Genomic DNA, 22,234 nt, shown 5'->3' on the forward strand with positions numbered 1-22,234 from the left:
TACCATACCGTTTTATTATTTCGCTCTCTTATTTCGTAAGCATTTGATAAAGTTCAAATGCTATCATAGCGGAGTGTGCTTACTGCTGCGCTTCTATTTTAGCTGATTTATTAACTGCTTTTATCTTATGTTTGTTACCGCATATAGCTGCTTGTCGTTCATCACGATAATAACGAATTTCAATACAGTCTTGTTGATAGCGACGCTCTAACTCTGTGCGAATAAGGATATCACCTCTGGCGTTAACAATTTTCTTATGTAATGCCTGACACTGTTGAATTTGTTCAGATGCTAAGGTGACATCTTCACAAGCATTATCAACACTCGAACAACTTGCCAATAAGACAATAACCGGTACCGCCAATAACAATAATTTATTCATTTAACAATTCCATTCACTTTAAAACAATTTTTTACGTTATGACATTATACCCAAGCAAGATAAAAATGCGAGTGCCTATATTGTTATAATTAATATCAAACACTTAGGGTAAAAAACCTTCTTTATTGATGTTTTTTTATCCACTTATCTTAACTACTTCCTCACTATTTAAAGCTCTACTATCGCCAATATTGAGTGACTTGTCTAAACTTAATTGACCAATGGATTGGCGATGTAAGGCAACAACTTGATTTTGAAAACGACCAAACATACGCTTAATTTGATGATAACGCCCTTCCGTTAAGATCACTTCCGCTGCAAAGGGAGAAATAATGCGCAGTGCTGCTGGCTGTGTGGTTATTTTTTCATATGAAAAATACATACCTTGGGCAAAAGCACTGATATACTCTGCTGTTAATGGGTTAGCAAGGCGGACTTGATAGCATTTAGCCACTTTATGTGCCGGTGAAGTTAATCGTTCCGACCAGCGGCTATCATTGGTTAACAGTACCAATCCTGAGGTATTTAAATCAAGTCGCCCTACTATATGCAAACTATCCCTAGTTGCTTGCTCAAATTGTCCAACCAGTAAATCAATGACCGTTTTATGTTTTTCATCTTTGGTGGCACAGACAACACCAACAGGTTTATTAAGCATAATGTAATGCGCTTTATTGGCCTGCAGTATGTTGTCATCCAAAACTATAGTTGAAAACTGATCAACAATTTGCGCTATATCGGTAGCGACCACGCCATCAACATAAACCCGTTTTTGCGCCAAAATCAAGCGTACGGCTTTACGATTTACTTGGTAAGATTTACTAATAAAACGATCTAGGCGTGTGGTGCTAATAGCCATATTTTTTACTTACCTCAAGGTATTATATCTTAGCCAGAGACCGCTGAACGGCAATTAAATTCAGTACTTTATGTATTTTCACCTGAATAAAGCCCATTAATAATTTTGGCTGCGTCGCCAACAAGTCAAGCTCTGAGTTAGTGATTGCGATATAACAAAGCAATTGCTGCTCGCCTTCATTAAAGCAACTAAACACATCATCAGAAAAATGGCTAACACTCACCTCACTTGCCGATAACCTCTTTAGCCCTTTTTGGCATTCTTTAAAGCTTAGCGGTGTTTCTAGTAACAGTTGTATTGCTAACACCTGTCTTTCATCACCATACCAATTAGCCGTTAAGGTGTGAAAATTAAACTGCGCTTCAAGCTTATTACTAATTGATTTTAATTGAGTAAATTTGTCGAGTAAGTCGCTATTTACGTTAATGGTCAGCGGTAGCGCTTCCGTCATATTAATTCTCATCCTCTTTTAAGCAATAAAATTGCTAGTAGTAAGTATAGCCAAGATACAATTTCACTAGCGCTTTACTCTAGCTCATATCATAACCGCGTTACCGACAAATTTCAGCTTGTTCACTCAATATCATTACCGTGCCTGCCGACCATTATTAACAGGAAAACACTGGCGGTAAAACCTAGTGCCATCATGGAGGGTTCAGCAGAAAAAATCTTACAGCCGTGCCCTCTAACAATTACGATGACATCGGCTGTGCTATTGCCTTTGTTATCGCATTGATTATGGCATTGCTTATTGCACAATTTAGCGATTTTAATAACACGGTATTAACTTACCCCATAGATGAAAAGGAGAACATTACACCGTATTACAACCCTAAACTTATATAGCGCTAAATTGATTGCTGTTACACCTATCAATATAGCTGAGGCTAAATTCACTTTCGAACACCCTGCCGTTAAAAGCGAACATATTGAGCATTAAAAAAACACAATAAAGGCTAAGCGATTGATTTTATGTATACTTTAAAGTTGGCACAGATATTTCATTACTTATTTCATCAGTTAAGAATAACAGTGAAACTTTATGAAAATTGCCCTAACTAAAAAGCAACCGTGGAAGAAATGGATCGCCACTGCCAGCTTTACCTTATTAATGGCATACGGTGGTTATAGCGTCAGTGGCAAAGCAACTAAGTCAGTGCCGTTAAGTCAGCTAAGCTTTCAAACGGTAGTACAAGGCGATTTAGATATTTATGCTAATGCCTATGGCGAATTCGCTTCCGCAAAAGAGCGTTTATTAACCGCGCCAGCATTAGGTAAGGTTGCTGAAATTTTAGTGCGCCCTGGTACTAAGGTCAGCCCTAACACTATTATTTTACAGTTATCCAACCCTAGATTGGTGCAAGAAGTTAATGCCGCTAAGGGTCAGTTTGCTCAGCAATTAGCGCAAAGAGAAGCGTTTAAATATGAACAACAAAGTGAACGCTTAAATTTTCAAGGTCGCATCGCCGATATTGAAGCCGAAATTGAAAAAGCGCAGCTGGAGTTATCGGTAAATAAAAACCTGCTGGATCTAGGCATTGCATCAAAAATAGAATTACAACGCGCTAAATTAGCGGTAAAGCAAGAAAGTAGCCGGCTCGACTTTGAAAAGAGAAAATATAAACAATTTATCGAAATGCAAGGCCACCAGCTAATCCAGCGTGACATCACCATTACCCAACAACAAGCACAAGTTAACTTACTTGAGCAACAACTTGATGATATGAAAGTAAAAGCTGGCATTAGTGGCTCACTACAATCCTTAGACGTTGAGTTGGGCCAAAGTGTGCAATTAGGTCAGTCGCTGGCAAAGGTGGGTAGTGATGAAGAGTTAATTGTGCGTTTGCGTTTACCACAAAACCAAGCCGATCAAATAGATATCAATGCACTGGTATTGATTGATACGCAAAAAGGCATAATCAAAGCCCATATCACCCGTATCGAAAGTGTGGTTAGTAATGGCTCGGTGTTAGCTGAGGCGGTAATTGATCAAGCATTAACCTCTAATGCCCGCCCAGCACTATCCATTTCAGCACAAGTATTTGTTAGGCATCAACTAGCTATTAACTACATAGAACAAATACCTGGCTTTCGTCCTCGTAGTAAGCAGAGAGTTTTTGTCCGCGATACTAACAACACCTTGATACAAAGAGATGTCACCTTTGGCGAGCTTTCAGGAAATAAATTAGTGATCACTGCCGGACTTCAACCTGGCGAGCAGATAGTCAGTAGTGACACTCAGCAATACAGCAAGTACCAACAGGTGAGCATCACCGAATAACGGTACAATTAACAATAAAAAATAACCACTAGAAGCAACGAACGACCCGTTACCAACCAATAATAAAGCTGACGGCTATCTCCGTAGCAATAACGATAATATTTAAGGAAAACTCCATGAAAAATATAGTAACCATGACAAACATTCACAAACGTTACGATAGCCAGCAAATAGAAACCCATGCCTTACAAGGCATTAGTTTAGAAATCAACCAAGGTGAGTTTGTCGCAATTACCGGCCCTTCTGGCTGCGGCAAGTCTACCTTACTTGCAATTATGGGCTTAATGGATTCAGCCAGTGAGGGTGATTATCAGCTCGCTAATATTGCTACTGCCGGTTTAAAAGTAGACCAACGTACACAAATTCGTAATGAACATATAGGTTATGTATTTCAGTCGTTCAATTTAATCGATAGCTTAACCGTATTTGAAAACGTGGCGCTGCCGTTAGAGCACAGAGGCGGTAAAAAAGCAGAAATAAAACAGCGGGTAGAAGAAGTACTGAGCCAAGTTGATATGTTACATCGTCAACACTATCGCCCGAACCAACTCTCTGGTGGTCAGCAACAACGTATTGCCATAGCTCGTGCTCTTGTCGGTAAACCCGACCTGATCTTAGTGGATGAGCCAACGGGTAACTTAGACAGTAAAAATGGTGATCTGGTGATGTCCTTGTTAGCGCAACTTAACAAAGACGGCTCCACCATAGTCATGGTAACGCATGATAGTCGTTATTCACGTTGTGCCAGTCGCCAAATCCAATTACTCGATGGGCAAATAGTTGCAGAAATCAACACTAATGTAAGCGCTGATTTAAGCACCATTGCTAAAAATGAAAAGTCATTACAGGGGGTTGCATGAGTTTATTGAAAAAAGCCTTATATCAAGGCATAACACGGGTATTTTCATTACCGCGCTTAAGTGTACCGTTAATTTTAACCCTGGGTTTAACCTTAGGCGCAGTATTAAGTGTTATCTCAATTGCCTCGACCCTGTTGTATCAACCGTTGCAAGGGGTAAAAAATGAGGCTTCGCTGCAAACCTTTGATTATCGCTTTAATATGTCAGATACCTTGAGTGTTTCCTATTGGAACATGAATCGCTTGGTCGATTTCAGTGAGCACTTTGCTGATGTCGGTGAATGGGCGGGTATTGCCCCATCTGAGCAAGATGTTATCGTCAATAACACTACCTTTGCCACCACCCGCTATGACGCTTCAAGTAACATTATTTCAGTGTTAGGTAGCCAATTATTACTGGGTGATGATGTCACCATAGAGTCACCAGAAAAATACGTGTGGATATCAGCAAGTCTTTGGCAAAATGCCTTTGCTGGCATTAAGTCTGTTATTGGCAAACAAATTACCATGACCAATAAAAACTATATTATTGCCGGTGTCATTGAAGATGTGATGGCCATAAAAAGTAACCAAGTAATTTTAGCGCAACAAGTCTGGTTTATCGCCAACCTAACTAAGATAAAAGCGCAAAAGGATAATGTCGGTAATATTAGCAATGAACTTGATAACCTGATACTAAAATCGGCTAATGGCCAAGCACAGCTACCATCACAAGCAGAAGTTGATGCTTGGTTAGAAGACTATGTAACCCGCAATGTTGATGGTGAGCAAGTACAAATGTTTATGGACTTTATTAGCAACACCAATAAAGTCGCTAAGGCCAGTAGCTATCGCAGCAATATGTTAGGAGAAACTGAAGGGCTACTTATTGCCTTATTTGCCGCGGTTATTGGCTTATTGTTAATGGCAACACTTAACTTACTTAATTTATTTATCGCTCATTATCAAGGCCGAACCAAAGAGTTTGCCATTCAAATTAGCTTAGGGGCAAGCTTAACTAAAATCAGATTAATGGTCTTACTGGAAAATCTGCCTAGTTTTGTGCTAGCGGCAATAACGGGTTTATTGGTTACCGGTTGGGCGATAAGAAGTTTACCGTTAATAGCCGGTGATAGCCTACCTATGATGGATGCCATTGCTATTGATAGCACCACGGTATTAGCCGCTATGGCCATCATCTTAGCGCTAAGTGTATTATTTAGCGCGCTGGCCTTGGTTGATATTGATAAACAAGCGCTAAGCAATAACTTAAATAGTAGTGGTAAAGGTATTCAGGCGCAGAGCAATCAATGGTTAAGCCGGGTATTAATGGTGCTGCAACTTTCGATCGCCTCAATATTACTGACCGCATCAGTGATGATCGCCATGCAAAGCTATCAAGCCGTTTACCAAGATCTTGGTTATGAACTTGGCAATAGTTATGAGATTGCCATGACGGTTAGCGATGAAGAATACGTAACTCAATTAAATAGCTTTGATGATTACGGCAAGAGCGAAACTAAACAGTTGCTTGATGACTTATCTCGTTTAATCGAACAACAAGTTCCTAATAGCCAAGTTATTGCACCTAACTATGGCCCTTTGTCTAGTTCTTTACGTATAAATGCCTTTCTCGATGAAGCCTCAGGTCAGCGGGTTATTCACCAAATAAAAACCTTAGGGGCGAAGTATTTCTCTACTTTTAGTATCCCTATGTTAGCAGGTGCTAATGTCAGCCAAGCACAAATTGATAATGATGAAGATAGAATTGTTATCGATGAATATATGGCAAAACTATTGTTTTCAGAATTAACTTACCAAGAAGTTATCGGCAAAACCATTCAAATGAGCGCTGATAATTCCACCCCGCCATCCATTGTTACTGGCATTGTTGCTAACACCCTAAGTCAAACGGGTATTGCGGATCCGATAGGTTTACCGGCAATTTATTCTCATCGAGTGAGACCTGGTACTACCATTCAATTTACCGTGATGCTGCCAGAAGGAGCAACGGTTACTGCCGCTATGTTAGCCAGTGAAGTAAAACGCCAATTCCCGCGCTTAACTAACGTCACAGTGGAATCATTAGCCGATGTTTTACAGAGACAAACACTCAACCAACGTCTTAGCTTATGGATAGTCTTAGCCATGACCGCTTTAACACTTTTCCTTGCTGCTATTGGTGTTGCTGGCTTAACCCAGATGACCACTAACCACAGAAAATATGAGCTGGCCGTGCGTATGGCAACAGGCGCTAAACAAGCGACCTTGGTTAAGTTTATTCTTAAAGATGCCCTTGCTATGTTAGTGATAGGTTTAGGTTTAGGTTTTATTATCTCGGTCTTTGGTTATGCCAAAATATCGCAAAACCTAGCAATGTTACCTGACTTTAACTGGCTAGCGATGGCGACCTTGGATGCGGCCTTAGTGATTATCGTTATATTATCGGTAATTATGCCAGCATGGCGAGTGATAAGTAGCGATCCTATGCAAGCCTTACGTGAAGAATAACTGCTGCAGCTATGATAGCTCGGCAATAACAGTCCGATAAATATAGCTTTTTTTGCTCTAACACTAGCCATTCAACTAAAGTAATTGGCATACTAAGAGTAATTAGATTAATAAAGGAAACGATTAAACTCGTTTCCTTTTCTTTTACTTTGATAAAGCGTAATCGCTTAACTTTTATGGAAACTCCTATGCAAAATGCCACCATTTTAATTGCTGATGATGATGATGATATTCGTTTAGCGTTAAACTTATTACTTAGCGCTGAGGGTTACCAGATTATTGAAGCCGCCAATGCCAAAGAAATCATCATCCAAAGCAATCGACAACGACCTGATTTAGTACTACTTGATATGAATTTCTCTCGTGATACTACCAGTGGTCAAGAAGGCTTAGCCATTTTAGCCCAACTGCAACCGTTAAATATCCCGGTGATTTTAATGACCGCCTGGGGCTCAGTTGAGCTGGCCGTACAAGGCCTACAAAAGGGTGCCAGTGACTTTATTGAAAAGCCGTGGAATAAGCTAAAACTGTTAAACAGTATCCAGCAGCAATTAAGTTTTTCCCGAGTTAAGGAGCAAAACCAAGGCTACCGACAACTACTCGCCCCTGAGAGTACACAAAACTGGATCTGCCAATCAGCGAGTATGCAAGCCATTGAAGCCTTAGTGGCGCAGATTGCACCAACCGATGCCAACATTTTGATCTTAGGTGAAAATGGTACGGGTAAATCATTACTAGCTGAGCGTATTCATCAGCTATCTTTGCGTAAACAGGCACCACTTATTACGGTAAATATGGCCGCCATTCCTGATAATTTATTTGAGAGTGAACTCTTTGGTCATCAAAAGGGCGCCTTTACCGATGCCAAACAAAATCGTATTGGTCGCTTTCAGCTGGCCGATAAAGGCACGCTATTTTTTGATGAAATTGGTTCCTTACCACTGGTACTGCAACCGAAGTTATTACGAGTGTTAGAGAGCGGCCAATATGAAATTTTAGGCTCAAGCCAGACGCAAGTGGCTGATGTGCGTTTAATTAGCGCCACCAATGCTGACCTTAACCAACTGGTCAGTAAAAAAGCTTTTCGCCAAGACTTATTATATCGCTTAAATACCTTGGTGATTACCATTCCGCCACTGCGTGAACGCCTTGAAGATATTGCTGCCTTGGCAAGTAATTTTATCACGAGCTTCAGTGATAAATATGCTAAAGCGACGCTAACGCTCAGTGCTGGTGCGCTTAATAAATTAAAACAGCATAATTGGCCAGGTAATATCCGCGAACTCAGCCATGTTATGGAACGTGCGGTATTGCTTAGCACCGCAGATGAAATTACCGCGCAACAACTGTTATTAGAACATACCGATAACATCAGCGATGAGGTGGTATTGCAACCACTTGAACAAGCAGAAAAACAACTGATTGAAAAAGCCATGACTGTCACTGGCGGTCAGGTAATAGAGGCGGCAAAATTATTAGATATTTCTCGCAATGCGCTCTACCGTCGCTTAGAAAAATTTGCCATTCATCATGCTGAATAACCTTAAAACTGCTAGTCCTAAAACGCCAGCTAAACCATTCGCTTTAACACTAAGTCATGAGCAATGGCTTAGTTTTGCTTTAACAGCGACCTTAATGCTTATCTTCGCTTTAGTGACGGCATTAACCAATAGCCTAGGCTGGAGCATATTAGCGAGCGCTACTTTACTGTTCTTCCTCGCTTATCCTCTTATTTGGCTGGCTTGGCGGTGTTATCATTTTTGGTGCCAAGCCATTATGCAACTAACGACCTATACCCAAGTGATCCGTGAGGGCGAAACAAACTTACGTTTTAAAGCACAACACCCTGACAATTTATTGGCTGAATTACAGCAAGAAATATCTAAGCTCGCTATAGATAAGTTAAAAAAAGCGCAACAAAACCAAACAATCGACCATTTATTGAGTCATATCCTCGACTCTTGGCCTATTCCGGTGTGTTTATTTGATGAGAATAATCAATTGACCTATCGTAATATTGCCATGAAGGATAAAATTCAGCAGCCCATGCTTATTGGCACCAGCGCGGCAGATTTAGGTTTTGTTATGGACAATGACAATTTATCGCACAGCCAATTCAATCAGCAGTGGCAATGTCAGAGTATCAGCTATCTATATCAGCAAAAAAAATGTCATATCTTTTCTGCCTTAGATATTTCCCAGCCATTACATCAACAACAAAGTATCACCCAACAAAATCTTATTCGGGTATTAGCCCATGAACTACGCAATTCGTTAACCCCCATGGCATCGATGGCCGACACCTTATTATGTAACGACAGTTTTAACGAAGCACAAGTCCGCATGGTTCTGGGTCGAATCAAGACACGAAGTGAGCGCTTACTTAGCTTTATTGAGCAGTATAGTCAGTTAAGTCAGCTACGCTGACGAACAGCAAATGGCGCAAATATTGATAAATATCTTCAAGAATGCCCAAGAAGCTGGTGATAAAGAGCACTGTGACATCAGTGTCAGCCTTTACTACCGACAAGACAGCTGGCAAGGTAATCAACAAGGCAGGCAGATTATTGAAATTATCGATAATGGCCCAGGTTTTGCTAATTTAGATAATGCCTTAACACCGTTCTACACCACTAAAAGTCATGGCTCGGGTATAGGGCTATCGCTATGCGCGGAAATAACCCGTAATCATGGCGGTGAATTCACTTTAGAAAATACAGTCGAGGGTGGCGCAAAAATAATGATGTCATGGCCGGTCGGCAATAAAATCAATCATTAATACACCATGCCGTTAATGATACTCCCGGTGATTTCATCTTAATAAAGCATAAAAAACGGGCCAAATGGCCCGTTTTTTCTTGAGTAACTTGCTTTTATCAATAGTTACTCATTTTAGCTTTTTATGCTATTTCACCTCAACTTGCACAGCTACATCACTACCAGTACTTTCTACTGCGATATAGAACCAACCAGTAGGTGGGTTGTTAATCGTAATGCTTTGTTCAGTAGTACCGGCAATAGTAGATTTATGCGTGTGGCTAGCAGCGGTTGGCCAGCTGGTGCCAGTATAAAGCTCTACTGCACCATTACCATGGGCGGTATTCACTGCAATACTGGTAACGCTATCATCCAAATAGATGTAGTAACTATTGTGGCCATTACCTGTACAAACCGCGGCACCTGTCTCTAAAGCACCATAAGTAAATGGCGCTAAGGTAGTACAAGCGTTAGTAATGGTAGCCGTTACCGGCGGCTCTACTGGTGGGGTAACTTCGCCAGTTAGGCTAACTTTAAAAGTTACATCCGCATAGTTATTAGTACTATCTAAAGTAATGTAGCGCCAGCCTCTGTTTGCCATAACTTGTAGTGATTGCGTTGTACCTACGCCAGCAGAAGAAGCTTGTGCATTAGTAGATGTAGCCCAATTATCGGCGTTAAAATAAATACCAATATCACCGTTACCACCCGCAGTGCTTAGGAATAACTGGGTATTATCCGCTTCAACCCATAGATAGAATGAACCACGACCGCCAGCAACACATTCGTTATTTTCCAACGTTAATTTACCGCTAGTGATTGTTGCTGCACCACAATCAGGTACGGCAACACCGCCGCCATTGCTCGGATCATTTGGATACGGGTCAGAGTTATCACCCATGCCATCGCCATCAGAGTCTAACCATTCAGTAGCATCATTGGGGAATACATCACGGTTGTTACCGTAACCATCACCATCACTATCTAACCATTCAGTCGCATCGTTAGGGAAGACATCAGCATTGTCACCAACGCCATCGCCATCAGTATCTAACCATTCAGTTGCATCGTTAGGGAAGACATCAGCATTGTCACCAACGCCATCGCCATCAGAGTCTAACCATTCAGTTGCATCGTTAGGGAAAGCATCACTGTTGTTACCATGACCATCACCGTCAGTATCTAACCATTCAGTTGCATCGTTAGGGAAAGCATCAACACTATCTAAATAACCGTCGCCGTCAGTATCAACATCACCATTTGGCGTTGGATCGCTGTTATCACCAATACCATCGCCATCAGTATCTAACCATTCAGTTGCATCAAAAGGAAAGACATCGGCGTTATCACCAACACCATCACCATCGCTATCCTTGGTTTCCGTTGGGTCAAATGGGAAAGCATCTAAACTATCAATAACACCATCACCATCTGAATCAAGGGGTTGCGTACCGCCACCACCTAGTGCATTGGTTATAACATAATCATTGCTGGTGTTTTCTTCAGTCATAACAGCAACACCTAAACACTGATTATTTTCATCAGTAATGGCCGCACGACGGTTACCAAACCACTTCCATGAAGTCAGACTGTCATAGCTTTCCCCTGTAGCTAGAGTAGTAAAGCCAAAACCAATATTTAAGGCACCGGTTTCATTATCAACGCGGTGAATACGCACTGGCTGGTCACTGTTATTGATAAAGGAGAAGTCTGCTTCAAAAGGACCAGTTAAATGCTTCTGCATTAGTGCACAGCCGCCAATGGTATTCGCTGCAGGAATAACTTCTGCGGCAGCAGCATTAGCAACCATTGCTTGGTCTACGGTAAAGCTAGCAATGGCGTTATCTAATACACCAACACTTAAACAGTTTAAGCTATTGTCGGTAACCATTATACGACGGTCACCATACCAAACGGCATTGTTATAACTCGCACCTGGAGCTAAAACGCCATAGCCATGAATAAAGCCAGTACCACCACTGGTAGTGATGATAGAGCCTTTGGTATTGTCGATTCTAAATAAACGTACTGGTGTGTCCGAAGTGTTAGTGATAGTAAATTCGTGTGACTGAGCCATAATCAAATGCGGTTGCGCTAAAGCACAACTACCCATTTGATTTAATCCAGGAATTACCTCAGGGATAACATGTTTAACTAACTCGGCTTCAATGGTGAAGCTGTTATCAACTTCAGCCATTACTGCCACACCTAAGCAATTCATATTGCTATCGCTTAACATCATGCGGTCGCCCACTTTCCAAGAGCTTGAGTTATAACTATCACCTTGGTGAAGGGTTTTATAGTTCTTGGCAAAGTTAGCCGTACCCTTAGTGCTATCAATCCAAAATAACGATACCGGAGTATCCGTGGTATTGGTAAAGCTAAAGTTAGTGGTGGCAGCATCAATATGGCGAGCGTATTGTTGTACCAAGTCACAGCTGCCAATAACATCTTGTGCCGGTAATTGCGCAGCAATTGGCGCAACAGTTGCGGAGTTGGCCAGCATATAAGCTTCAAAACCGCCTTCAGTACGTTGAGCGACACCTTTAAGCGCTGCAATATAGGCAGTATTATCACCCGCTTGTAGCGCAGCCGTAAGGGTTTCTACTTCACCTTTATGCTGTTCAGACAAATAACGCATGGCGAAATAGCCCCATGGGTATAAGTTGTCATATTCATAACTCATAAATAATAAGTTATAAAGCGGCGGAATAGTCTCATCGGTTAAAGTCTTTAACGTTCGAGCGTGATCTTTACCCATAGCCATATATTCAGCCATGCCTTCCGACCATGAAACGTTATAATCAAATGAACCATACGTGCCCGCTTTTATGTATCGGCCATCTAGGTAATGAGTAAACTCATGTCTTAAGTTATAGATTTGGTCGATATACTGACAAGAGCCACCAACCCAATCATCAGGGCATTGCATGGCAATAAAGCGTGCTTGGTTACCTTGGGCACTTGGTGTGCCCTCTAAATACATCCCGCCATTATCGGTAGCAATACCAAAAAATTCTGGTGCATATTTTTCATAATCTGCTGGGCTAGCAAAGGCAACAACTTCAATATGTTTATTTAAATCGCCGGTAACTGGGGTGCCGGCGGTATTGAAAAAAGCGTGGAATTCAGTTTCTTGTAAGGCCATATCAGCACAAGATTGAGCAAGTGTTGCTTGGCTAATAGATGCTTGTGCGCGAATAGTGATGTTAGCAGTACAATCGTAACTAACTGTTAAAATATCAGACTCTTTTGGTGGTATAACACAGCTACCAAATAACGGATCACCGGCTGAACAAGTACGGCCAGCATTTTCTAAATATTTTTTAGTGATAATGGTTTCAGTGGTTTCTACCGAGATGGTTTGAATCACTTTGGCTCGCGCTTCTAAAATAGTACTATCAAAACGAGCTTTGGCTTCTTCATTCGCAATTGATGATAATTTACCCATGGTGATAAATGAGTGCGGCATGATCCACTTTCTATCGGCTTCCGTTGCCCAACGCATATCAAGCGAGGTTTCACCTAAAAAGATAAATGAACGCATTACCGATAACACATCAAGCATCTTGCTATTGATAGCAGATTTTATTGAGGCATCACCATAATAAGCAGCATCACCTAGCGCGCCCATTAAGGCCATAGTAGTATCGCCACCATTACTGATGCCAAAGGGATTACTTTGCTCAGCATAAAATTGAATAATGGCTAATAAATGCGGTAACTGATCTTTAAAATAAGCGGAACTAGCATCATTTCTAAAATTTGATAAGGCTGCGGCATAACCTTCTTGGATGACACTGCCTGCTGGAGTAATGAAGTTGCTCATTTGACTAACCGCTAAAAGCGCTGTGCTTAGCGCTGATGCTTCGGTATCGGTCAATGCCGCAGCATTATATTTATAAGAGGCTAAGAAATATAATAATTGGTTTAGATCAGGGTCGGTTAAATCATCGGCTTTGGCTAAGAAATGTATAGCCTGAGACACCTCATCAATAGGGTCATTAGCTGCACCAGCAATGCCAGCAAAGTCACTATAACTTGCCACTAAAATTGCCGCTATAACAGCACCGTATTGCGCTTTAGACGAAATTGAGGCTGGCGGTACATCAACAAAGACATTGCTATTGTAAATGATATAGTCAGCCAGAGGTGGTGGCACATCACCGCCCGTGATAGTAACGGTTAAACTGGTTTGCTCAATATTACCGTCAATCTTAAAATAACGTTCGCCAGCACGGGAAATAAATGACAGGCTTTCTTCATTAGTACCCGCAGTAACACTACTCGCTTCGACATTGCCACTCCAGTCATTGCCATCGTAGAGTGTAATATCGGCATCATTGCCGATAAATGTTCCGCCTGAAGTAGTAATAGTGACGTTACTATTTTCATAGGGCACAGTCACATATAAATAATGGCCATAATCGGTAATACAGTGAGTTTGGTTAGCAGGAACTTCGCCTTGACGGTCTAAAGTTTTAGCGCCGCACATTGTTGCTGCTTGGACGCTTGCCATGTTTAACGATAAAAATATCGCGCTAGCTAGTAATGTTTTCTTAGCAGTTAGTTTCATTGTTCTTAAGCCTATTCTTAATATAGCGATAGGTATTTCGTCCGTGTAGCAAAGTAAGCATGTTGTATTTATTATTGCTCTCAATGCATCTAACGCGTACATCCCTCTCGTATTGAAATGTATTTAAAAATGGCTCTGTTGTAGTTTAGTGTTGTTGAGTAAACAAGCGATACGCGTAAACCCATCCATGGGGCTCGGCACAAACATCCTTGTTTGTGAAGCTCGCTTTTATCACTTCAGCAACACTTCCTATTAAGTCATATAGTTGCCATGTGGACAACAGTATGATGGAACAGAGCCTTAAAAATACACCTCAAAACACTTTATACGATATTTTGTATACAATATTCAAGTGTAATATTAATAAGAATTTCTTCGTACTTTATTAATGAGACTTTTATCGTTTGTTATTAAGATGTTACGAGATGTAAATAAATTCACAAAAAATGTATTAAAATTACTCATATTTGCGAATTAAATAGAAATAAGTGACTAGGTTTTAAGGGGGGATTAAAATGTTATCAACAACAATAACCGATATCCTTATCGGTTTATTGAACTCAATTAGCCTTTAGACTCTTGAGTTGGCAGTGGCTTTTTCGGCTCTCCGGGCGGTATTAATGAATTGTTTTCTGGGTGTCGGCGCTGGTTTTCATGTCCGTGTGGTTTTGCTTGCTGAGCACTACGGTGATCTGCGGGCTGTTGATGTTTATTTACCACAACTCTGGCGCTAATTTCGCTGCTAGCTGAAGAGTCAAGCGAGTGAATAGCGTCACTATTTCCCTTGGTATTTTGCCCACTGTTATTCACAGTATGCGATGGCATAGCGGTTAACAAAGCGCTATCGACCAGCCCTTCATTGTTACTGCTACCTACCAGTGTACTGCTTAAGGCACTTGTGTCCTCTTTACCTTGCTGAGCTTGGTTAGCTGGTTGTATTTGGTTATAAATAAGCCCAGCAGTTATTCCAACAAAAAGTATGCCAAAGATCACTTTATTTTTATTCATGCTTTTATTCATTTTGACTCTCCCATTAAATCAATAACTGTATATTGAATACAATAAGCTAGCACGAAATTTGATTTTGATTCAAGCACAATTAAGTTAATCCATCTGTACCTGGGGTTAAATATCCTTAGCTACAGCTAAAGAATTGAATAATACTAATAAATATCAAGACAATATCATTATAGATAAGCTAGAAAGAACACCCTAACTTAGCCACAAGACACTTATTAACTGCACTATGCCAACCCGCAAGCAAAATTTTACCCTGAGCTTGCTCCATGTTGCCAGTAAAGTAGTCTATTTCACCATATAAGCTTGCTGGTATAGTTTCAGCGTGCCAAATACCTTGCCCCATTGCCGCTAAGATAGTCGCACCTAACACGGTAGATTCTATATTGGCTGGTCGCTCAATGGTAACGCCCAATAAGTCCGCTTGAAATTGCATGATAAAATTATTGGCACAGGCACCGCCATCAACTTTTAATTTTTTTATTGTTATCGAGCTTTCTTGTTGCATCAATTGCATTAAATCATAACTTTGAAAAGCAATGGCTTCCAAGGTAGCCCTAACTATATGCGCTTTAGTGCAGCCCTGCGTTAGTCCAGTTATTGAGCCTGTCGCCTGCATATCCCAATGAGGTGCGCCTAAGCCGCTAAATGCCGGCACAAAATAGACGCCATTATTATCACTAACACTTAAGGCTAACGTTTCAGTTTCACTGGCATGGTCGATAAGTTGTAATTGATCTCTAAGCCACTGCACCGCAGCACCGGCGATAAAAACAGCGCCTTCCAGTGCATAAGCAGGCTGACCATTTTTATCACAAGCAATAGTGGTCAATAGACCTTTATTAGATAAGTAAGCTTGGTCACCGGTATACATCAACATAAAACAACCGGTGCCATAGGTATTTTTGATCATTCCCGCTTGGGTACACTGTTGGGCAAATAAGGCCGACTGTTGATCGCCAGCAACACCGGTAATAGGAATTTCTGCGCCAAGAAAGCCATCAGCGGCACTATGGCAGAATAAGCCTGCTGAGCTTTTAATACTTGGCAATATTGACTTGGGAATATCAAAAAATTCCAGCAGCTCATCATCCCATTGTTGCTGGTGAATATTATAAAGCATGGTACGCGAAGCATTACTATGGTCGGTGCAATGCGCCTGACCATTGCTTAATTTCCACATCAGCCAAGAGTCTATGGTGCCAAAGGCAAGTTCGCCCTTTTCTGCCAATGCTTTTAATTCGGGTTTTTCATTAAATAACCATTGCAGCTTAGTTGCACAAAAATAGGCATCAAGCATCAGGCCGGTTTTCTGATGAAGCCAGTCTGCTTTACCTAAGGCTTTTATTTTTTGACAAATAGTAGCCGAACGCCGGCATTGCCAAACAATGGCATTGTATACTGGCTTACCCGTCTTTTTATGCCAGACAACTGTAGTTTCCCTTTGATTAGTAATGCCAATGCAAGTGATATCAGCAGAGGTTAACTTAGCTGATTTTAAAGCCTGTAAAATGCTGTCTTGAGTGACTTGCCAAATTTCCATGGCATCATGCTCAACCCAAGTTGGCTTAGGGTAGAATTGTTGAAATTCATTGTATGCCGCGCCAACTTCCTGACCTTGGGCCGTGGTAATTCTGATGGTTGTGCCCGTAGTACCTTGATCTATGGCTAGAATCATTATTAATGCCTTAGCTGCGCTTTAGTATTTAGCTAGTTACTAAGCAGTAAAAGCGACTAGCCAGGTTAATAGGTGGTTATCATATTTGCCACATCAAACGCCTTATGACTTAGTCATAAGCTATCAATATTGTTAGCTTGATTGTAGTTTAATGCTATAAAAACAAAATACTATTTTTAAACTAGCAACTGTTTTCCCTGAAGTCTTGCGGATTAACGCCCACAAAAAAACCTACATTACGACCACATAAGTCAGCTCAACCTTGATAAATAGCAGCTTGTATTTATTGGATATAAAACTTTAACCCTAAAGATTTCAACCAAAAAAACCTCTAATAATATGGCCTAATTAACTATTAGGCGACAGTTGTGACAACGTAACAGCACAAAAAACACCAGACGAATTATTCATAACCAATTGATTAATACCCTTTAATGAATCACAAAAAAAAATCATTATCTATAAAATAGTTATATATCAACATATAACTCCTTCATTTTAAAACCTCAGCTAAACTTAAAATAACTTATTTGAAACTGAACATATATATCAATGTTTGGGTATTTTTCATTGAACATTATTCATGATTCTATCGTAGTTCCTGTGGGAGAAATGAAGCTATGATGATAAGGAATTGATTATGGTATACCAAGAAAAAAGACAGTGTTTAGCTCGTAAGCGTCACAGGGTGTCAAAGCTGACTCTTTTTCTATGTGCCAGCATTCTTAGCACGCCCTGTATGGCGGATATGCTAGCAGCAGAAAAATGGATTAACAATGAGTTTAAGGAAAGTACCCTAACTAAAGAGCAACAAATGAAAGAAATGCAGTGGTTTATCAATGCGGCCAGACCCTTTAAAGGCATGACCATACGTGTTGTGTCTGAACGCATCGATACACATGTCTATGAAGCAAAAGTATTAGCGAAAGCTTTTCAGGAAATTACCGGAATAAAACTGGTTCATGAGATCACAGGTGAAGATGATGTAGTCAAAAAAATTGCTACTCAAATCGAATTGGATTACAGCATTTATGACGCTTACATTAACGATAGTGACTTTATTGGCACCCATTATCGTTCGGGTAAAGTGGTTTCATTGACTGATTTTATGGCGGGTGAAGGCAAGGATGTAACACTGCCAAGTTTAGACCTTGATGATTTTATCGGTCTTAGTTTTACCACTGGCCCCGATGGTAAGCTTTATCAATTACCAGACCAACAGTTTGCTAACCTGTACTGGTATCGTGCCGATTGGTTTGATCGTGCTGACTTTAAAGCAAGCTTTAAAAAACTTTATGGTTATGAATTGGGTGTGCCCCAAAACTGGAGCGCCTATGAAGATATAGCTGAGTTTTTTACCATTCATGTTAAAACCATTAATGGTAAAAAAATATACGGGCATATGGATTATGGCAAAAAGGACCCTTCTTTAGGCTGGCGATTTTCTGATGCGTGGTTATCCATGGCAGGCGCAGGCGACAAGGGTATTCCTAATGGTCTTCCCGTAGATGAATGGGGTATTCGAGTCGAAGATTGCCATCCTGTAGGCGCTAGTGTAAGTCGTGGCGGAGCATTAAATGGCCCCGCGGCCGTGTATGCCATTACCAAATTTATAGAATGGTTGAATAAATTTGCACCGCCAGAAGCTAAGAGCATGAATTTCAGCCAAGCTGGCGCAGTACCTGGTCAAGGGACTATTGCTCAGCAAATATTTTGGTATACCGCATTCACTGCGGCTTTGACAGATCCCAAGCTCCCGGTCATGAATAGTGATGGTGTACCAAAATGGCGCATGGCACCGTCTCCTAGAGGGCCTTATTGGGAAAAAGGCATGAAATTAGGATATCAGGATACAGGCTCCTGGACCTTTATGACGTCAACACCTCTCAAAAATAGAAAAGCAGCGTGGTTATATGCACAATTTGTAACATCCAAAACAGTTTCACTACAAAAAATGTTAATCGGTCTTACGCCTATCCGAAATTCAGATATTATGTCCGATAAAATGACCAAGGTGGCTTATAAATATGGTGGTTTGATTGAATTCTATCGTAGTAAAGCCAGAGTCGCATGGACCCCTACCGGAAGTAATGTGCCTGACTATCCTGGATTATCCGATTTATGGTGGAAGAATATATCGCTTGCTGTAGATGGCCAACTCAGCCCTCAAGAGGCGATGAATAAAATGGCTGCTGAAATGGATGAGCGTTTAATGGCGCTCGAACAAAAAGGCCAAGAACGTTGTGCTCCTAGGATGAATCCCCAAAAAGATGAATCTTATTGGTTGAATCAACCTGGAGCGCCCAAAGCAAAGTTGGCAAATGAAAAACCACAAGGAGTAACGCTGCCATACGAATCTGCGCTTGAAGCTTGGAATTAGGGTGTGCAATTATGAAAATTCGTGTTACGTATTTAACTGTGTTTATGCTGAACATATTAGTGTCATCCGTCTATGCAACCACATTTACTTTATTAACAGAGGAATTACCGCCTTATAGTATTAGAGGCAATGGTAGCGAAACCGGTGCCAGTATTGATATTGTCTCTCAACTCTTTGAGCGGGCAGGCTTTGATTATGAAATAATAATTGTGCCATGGAAACGTGCTATGCGAATGTCTTTGAGTGATGAAAACACATGTATTTTCCCGATGCAACGGAATCAGGAACGAGAGGCGACCTATCACTGGATAAGCCCTATTCTAATTACTCAAACTGGCTTTTATACGCGGAAGGATTCGCCTCATAAACTGGTAACAATTGATGATGCTAAGGGGCTAATAATTGGTACTTATAACGGCAGTGCTGTGGCTGAATATCTAACTAGCTGGGGTTATGACGTGAGAATAACACCAAGAGATGCACCGAATATTCATAAACTGATGAAGAACAGAATAGATGTATGGGCAGCCGATACCTTATCTGCTAAATATTTAGCAGATAAGCATAAAATTACCAACATGAAAGAACAATTAGTTTACTTTTCAACGTTGCGTGCGCTTGCCTGCAATACCAAAGTAGCTGAAATTAAAGTGAATAAGTTACGCCAAGAGCTGAAACTAATGTATACCGACGGCACCATCGAAGCAATTATCTCAAAGTACAAATAATACAAATATGATAGTTACTAATGCTGTTGATAAACTGAGCGACTAACGCTAGAGTGCTCTGTTTCATTATTAATCCTTGGCAGATAACAGCCAACTGACAGCAAGCACCATACCAGAGCCCAGTTCAATGAATGAATACAAATTTAAAAGAGCTTGTCGATAAGTTGCTGGTTTTTAAGGTGATTTTTATAATTTATTCGCCTTCTCTACGCTAAGCCGATAGTAAGCCTTACCATCGAAGCCATAAATGTCTGCTTAACGAATTGAGTCAGCTTGAATTGAGTCAGCTTGAATTAAAAATTTAACACACTGTTTTAACTTAATATACTTAACCTACAGACTTATGGAAACATCAATTAAAATCACTCATGCTAACCATCGTGGTTGGCTGTCTGGCTAGAGACAAAGTTTAGTGGCCATTAATTTTATTACCCATCTCATCAAATATTCTTCCTGGGTCCGCTAATTCATCATCCCAGCGTAATGGAGGGACTTTACCAAACGATGGTTCATGTACACCAAAGGTACAAATAGGTCCATAGGGGTACTCATTGGTTATATAATAACCATAAACACCGTTAACATCAGTAGCACCATTGCATTCATCTAAATTGCCAGTATTGCCATTATCATAAACCCAGTCGTCAATATACCGGCCTAGCGGTATACCAAAAGGTTCACTAGTAAAGCTAAAGTCAAAATCTTGTGCGCGATTTAGTACATCCCAAGGTGTTGGTGGCGTACCGTGTTCTTTAAATGGCGGGGTATTGGTATAAGGTTGACGGGATTGACCAAAACCATTTTCATCCGGATTCAAGGGCCAATTTTTAAGCTTGTAGCCTGATTTAGCTTTAACTAAGTCTCCCTCTGTATTTATAAACCACTTGCCATAAATAGGAAATCCGTCTTTGGCAAAACCAATTAACGGTGAACCATTTAGGCCAGGTGCTATTGTTGCTTCGTCATTGGATTGTAAAGGGTGTGTCATTGCATGGTAATGATATGTGCCCTCAAAACCATGACCAAAATATTCATCAAAAATAGCGGCCATTTTTTCCGCCGAAGGCTCTTGCAGAGTATAAGCGGGTATTTCAAACCAAACAGAACCGTCACCGCAACCTGTTGAGTTACCCGCAGCATTAACACGTGCATGATCCGGGTTGTAGCAAAAACCTGAATCCATCGCGATGCCAATACCGTTTAATAAAATACCGTCGTAGTCCATAAAGTTAGTAGGATTACGATCGGTATCATCGGCCACTAAAGGGTTAGAAAATTGAGGATTAACGGGAAGGTAAGTTATTTGCATATCATCATGGTCTATTTCAGTTACCCATACGTTGTCTTCATTAGGTGCACCAACATCCCAACCTAAATCATGATTTGGGATCATATTATGCTGCATTCGACAATGCGTGGCTAATTCAGCATCATTAGTTTCAATAACAACTGCATAATTCCAACTGCCTGGCTGATCTGGATTACTTGGGTTTTGAATATAACCACCGCTAACGATAACTAAATCAATGATGACAATGCTTTCTTTGTTTGACCCTGGAAAATAGGGTGCACCAACGGCTAAGTTTGACCTATCAGTGATCCCTCTTGCACCATAATCGCCATTATTATCATCAGTCACATAGGCACGACAATCTGGATTACGATTGGTTAATACCGCATTCAACATGCCATTAGGTGTTTCATTCAAGTCAGGGTTAGTAATATACCCTGACGTAGGATCGGCTACAGGAGTAGGATCCGGTACCGGAGTAGGAATGGGCTCTGGCGTTGGTTCTAAGGTACTTTCCGTATCGCTATCACTGCCACCACAGGCGAGTAAACTAAACGATAATAGTAATAAGACAATAGTTTTATAGCCACGTTTAACTGGATTAATTATCAAAGTTTTAGACATGAAAAACCCTTAAATGACTCATCTTTTTATTTATAAATTGCGAAGGGTGCATATATAGCTCTGCTCTATCGAGGTAATATTACTGTAGAGCACTCGCGTGTTGTTTTAAATAGATAGCCTAGTAAAGTTATGTAAAGATCAAGTCTCTCGCCAAAATCGTTTAACGCTAGTTAGAAAATCGATAACACAATTTTTATAATCTCAGCTTTGCGAACAACTTATCATTATTTTTTCAAATATCTTTATCTGTTTACCTATTGATAATGTACTTAACTTTGCAAAATGTTAGCTAATAAATTTAGTCCGTCACAT

15 protein-coding genes are annotated in these 22,234 nt (G+C 40.6%); 8 read left to right on the forward strand and 7 right to left on the reverse strand.

Going from position 1 to position 22,234, the window contains the following annotated elements:
* Window positions 1–79: 79 nt before the first annotated feature.
* From CMT41_RS15310 to CMT41_RS15320, 3 genes are all read right to left on the reverse strand, one after another.
* Window positions 80–382: a hypothetical protein gene (locus tag CMT41_RS15310; protein WP_057182440.1), complete on the reverse strand. Its 303-nt coding sequence runs from the start codon at window positions 380–382 to the stop codon at window positions 80–82.
* Window positions 383–518: 136 nt separating this feature from the next.
* Window positions 519–1,241, reverse strand: coding sequence for a pseudouridine synthase (locus tag CMT41_RS15315; protein ID WP_058027751.1), 723 nt, complete (start codon window positions 1,239–1,241; stop codon window positions 519–521).
* A 22-nt stretch (window positions 1,242–1,263) separates the two neighbouring features.
* Window positions 1,264–1,692: a hypothetical protein gene (locus tag CMT41_RS15320; RefSeq protein ID WP_057182443.1), complete on the reverse strand. Its 429-nt coding sequence runs from the start codon at window positions 1,690–1,692 to the stop codon at window positions 1,264–1,266.
* Between the two features lie 591 nt (window positions 1,693–2,283).
* Between CMT41_RS15320 and CMT41_RS15325 the strand changes: the two genes are divergently transcribed.
* The 6 genes from CMT41_RS15325 to CMT41_RS19620 all read left to right on the forward strand — a co-directional run bounded on the left by CMT41_RS15325 (window position 2,284) and on the right by CMT41_RS19620 (window position 9,650).
* The gene (locus tag CMT41_RS15325; protein ID WP_058027752.1) at window positions 2,284–3,522 is read left to right on the forward strand and encodes an efflux RND transporter periplasmic adaptor subunit; all 1,239 of its coding nucleotides are present in this window, start codon (window positions 2,284–2,286) and stop codon (window positions 3,520–3,522) included.
* 116 nt (window positions 3,523–3,638) lie between these two features.
* Entirely contained in the window at window positions 3,639–4,382 is a 744-nt protein-coding gene (locus tag CMT41_RS15330) for an ABC transporter ATP-binding protein (protein ID WP_057182447.1), read from the forward strand.
* Entirely contained in the window at window positions 4,379–6,871 is a 2,493-nt protein-coding gene (locus tag CMT41_RS15335) for an FtsX-like permease family protein (RefSeq protein WP_058027753.1), read from the forward strand. Before CMT41_RS15330 ends, CMT41_RS15335 begins: the two co-directional genes overlap by 4 nt.
* A 188-nt stretch (window positions 6,872–7,059) precedes the next feature.
* Entirely contained in the window at window positions 7,060–8,412 is a 1,353-nt protein-coding gene (locus CMT41_RS15340; protein WP_057182451.1) for a sigma-54-dependent transcriptional regulator, read from the forward strand.
* A complete protein-coding gene (locus CMT41_RS15345) occupies window positions 8,402–9,298 on the forward strand; it encodes a histidine kinase dimerization/phospho-acceptor domain-containing protein (RefSeq protein WP_058027754.1) in 897 nt (298 codons plus the stop codon). The genes CMT41_RS15340 and CMT41_RS15345 overlap by 11 nt, the downstream gene beginning before the upstream one ends.
* A 10-nt stretch (window positions 9,299–9,308) precedes the next feature.
* Window positions 9,309–9,650, forward strand: coding sequence for an ATP-binding protein (locus CMT41_RS19620; protein ID WP_058027755.1), 342 nt, complete (start codon window positions 9,309–9,311; stop codon window positions 9,648–9,650).
* A gap of 126 nt (window positions 9,651–9,776) precedes the next feature.
* Here the strand turns inward: CMT41_RS19620 and CMT41_RS15355 are convergent, their stop codons facing one another.
* From CMT41_RS15355 to glpK, 3 genes are all read right to left on the reverse strand, one after another.
* On the reverse strand, window positions 9,777–14,204 hold the full coding sequence (locus CMT41_RS15355; protein ID WP_083494308.1) for a collagenase: 4,428 nt from the start codon (window positions 14,202–14,204) through the stop codon (window positions 9,777–9,779).
* Window positions 14,205–14,768: 564 nt separating this feature from the next.
* Window positions 14,769–15,224 carry a hypothetical protein gene (locus CMT41_RS15360; protein ID WP_058027756.1) on the reverse strand — a complete coding sequence of 152 codons (456 nt, stop codon included), beginning with the start codon at window positions 15,222–15,224 and terminating at the stop codon, window positions 14,769–14,771.
* Between the two features lie 178 nt (window positions 15,225–15,402).
* Window positions 15,403–16,899 (reverse strand): glycerol kinase GlpK, encoded by a 1,497-nt coding sequence (glpK, locus tag CMT41_RS15365; RefSeq protein ID WP_058027757.1) that lies wholly within the window; start codon window positions 16,897–16,899, stop codon window positions 15,403–15,405.
* Window positions 16,900–17,638: 739 nt separating this feature from the next.
* Between glpK and CMT41_RS15370 the strand changes: the two genes are divergently transcribed.
* Window positions 17,639–19,279: an ABC transporter substrate-binding protein gene (locus CMT41_RS15370; protein WP_232299969.1), complete on the forward strand. Its 1,641-nt coding sequence runs from the start codon at window positions 17,639–17,641 to the stop codon at window positions 19,277–19,279.
* Between the two features lie 11 nt (window positions 19,280–19,290).
* Window positions 19,291–20,007, forward strand: a complete 717-nt coding sequence (locus CMT41_RS15375; protein WP_058027759.1) for a substrate-binding periplasmic protein — start codon at window positions 19,291–19,293, stop codon at window positions 20,005–20,007.
* Between the two features lie 409 nt (window positions 20,008–20,416).
* Here CMT41_RS15375 and CMT41_RS15380 read toward each other — a convergent pair whose 3' ends face one another.
* Window positions 20,417–21,922: a YHYH protein gene (locus CMT41_RS15380; RefSeq protein WP_058027760.1), complete on the reverse strand. Its 1,506-nt coding sequence runs from the start codon at window positions 21,920–21,922 to the stop codon at window positions 20,417–20,419.
* Window positions 21,923–22,234: the final 312 nt, after the last annotated feature.

Origin of the sequence: Colwellia sp. MT41 (assembly GCF_001444365.1) — a bacterium.
Taxonomy (GTDB): Bacteria; Pseudomonadota; Gammaproteobacteria; order Enterobacterales; family Alteromonadaceae; genus Colwellia; species Colwellia marinimaniae.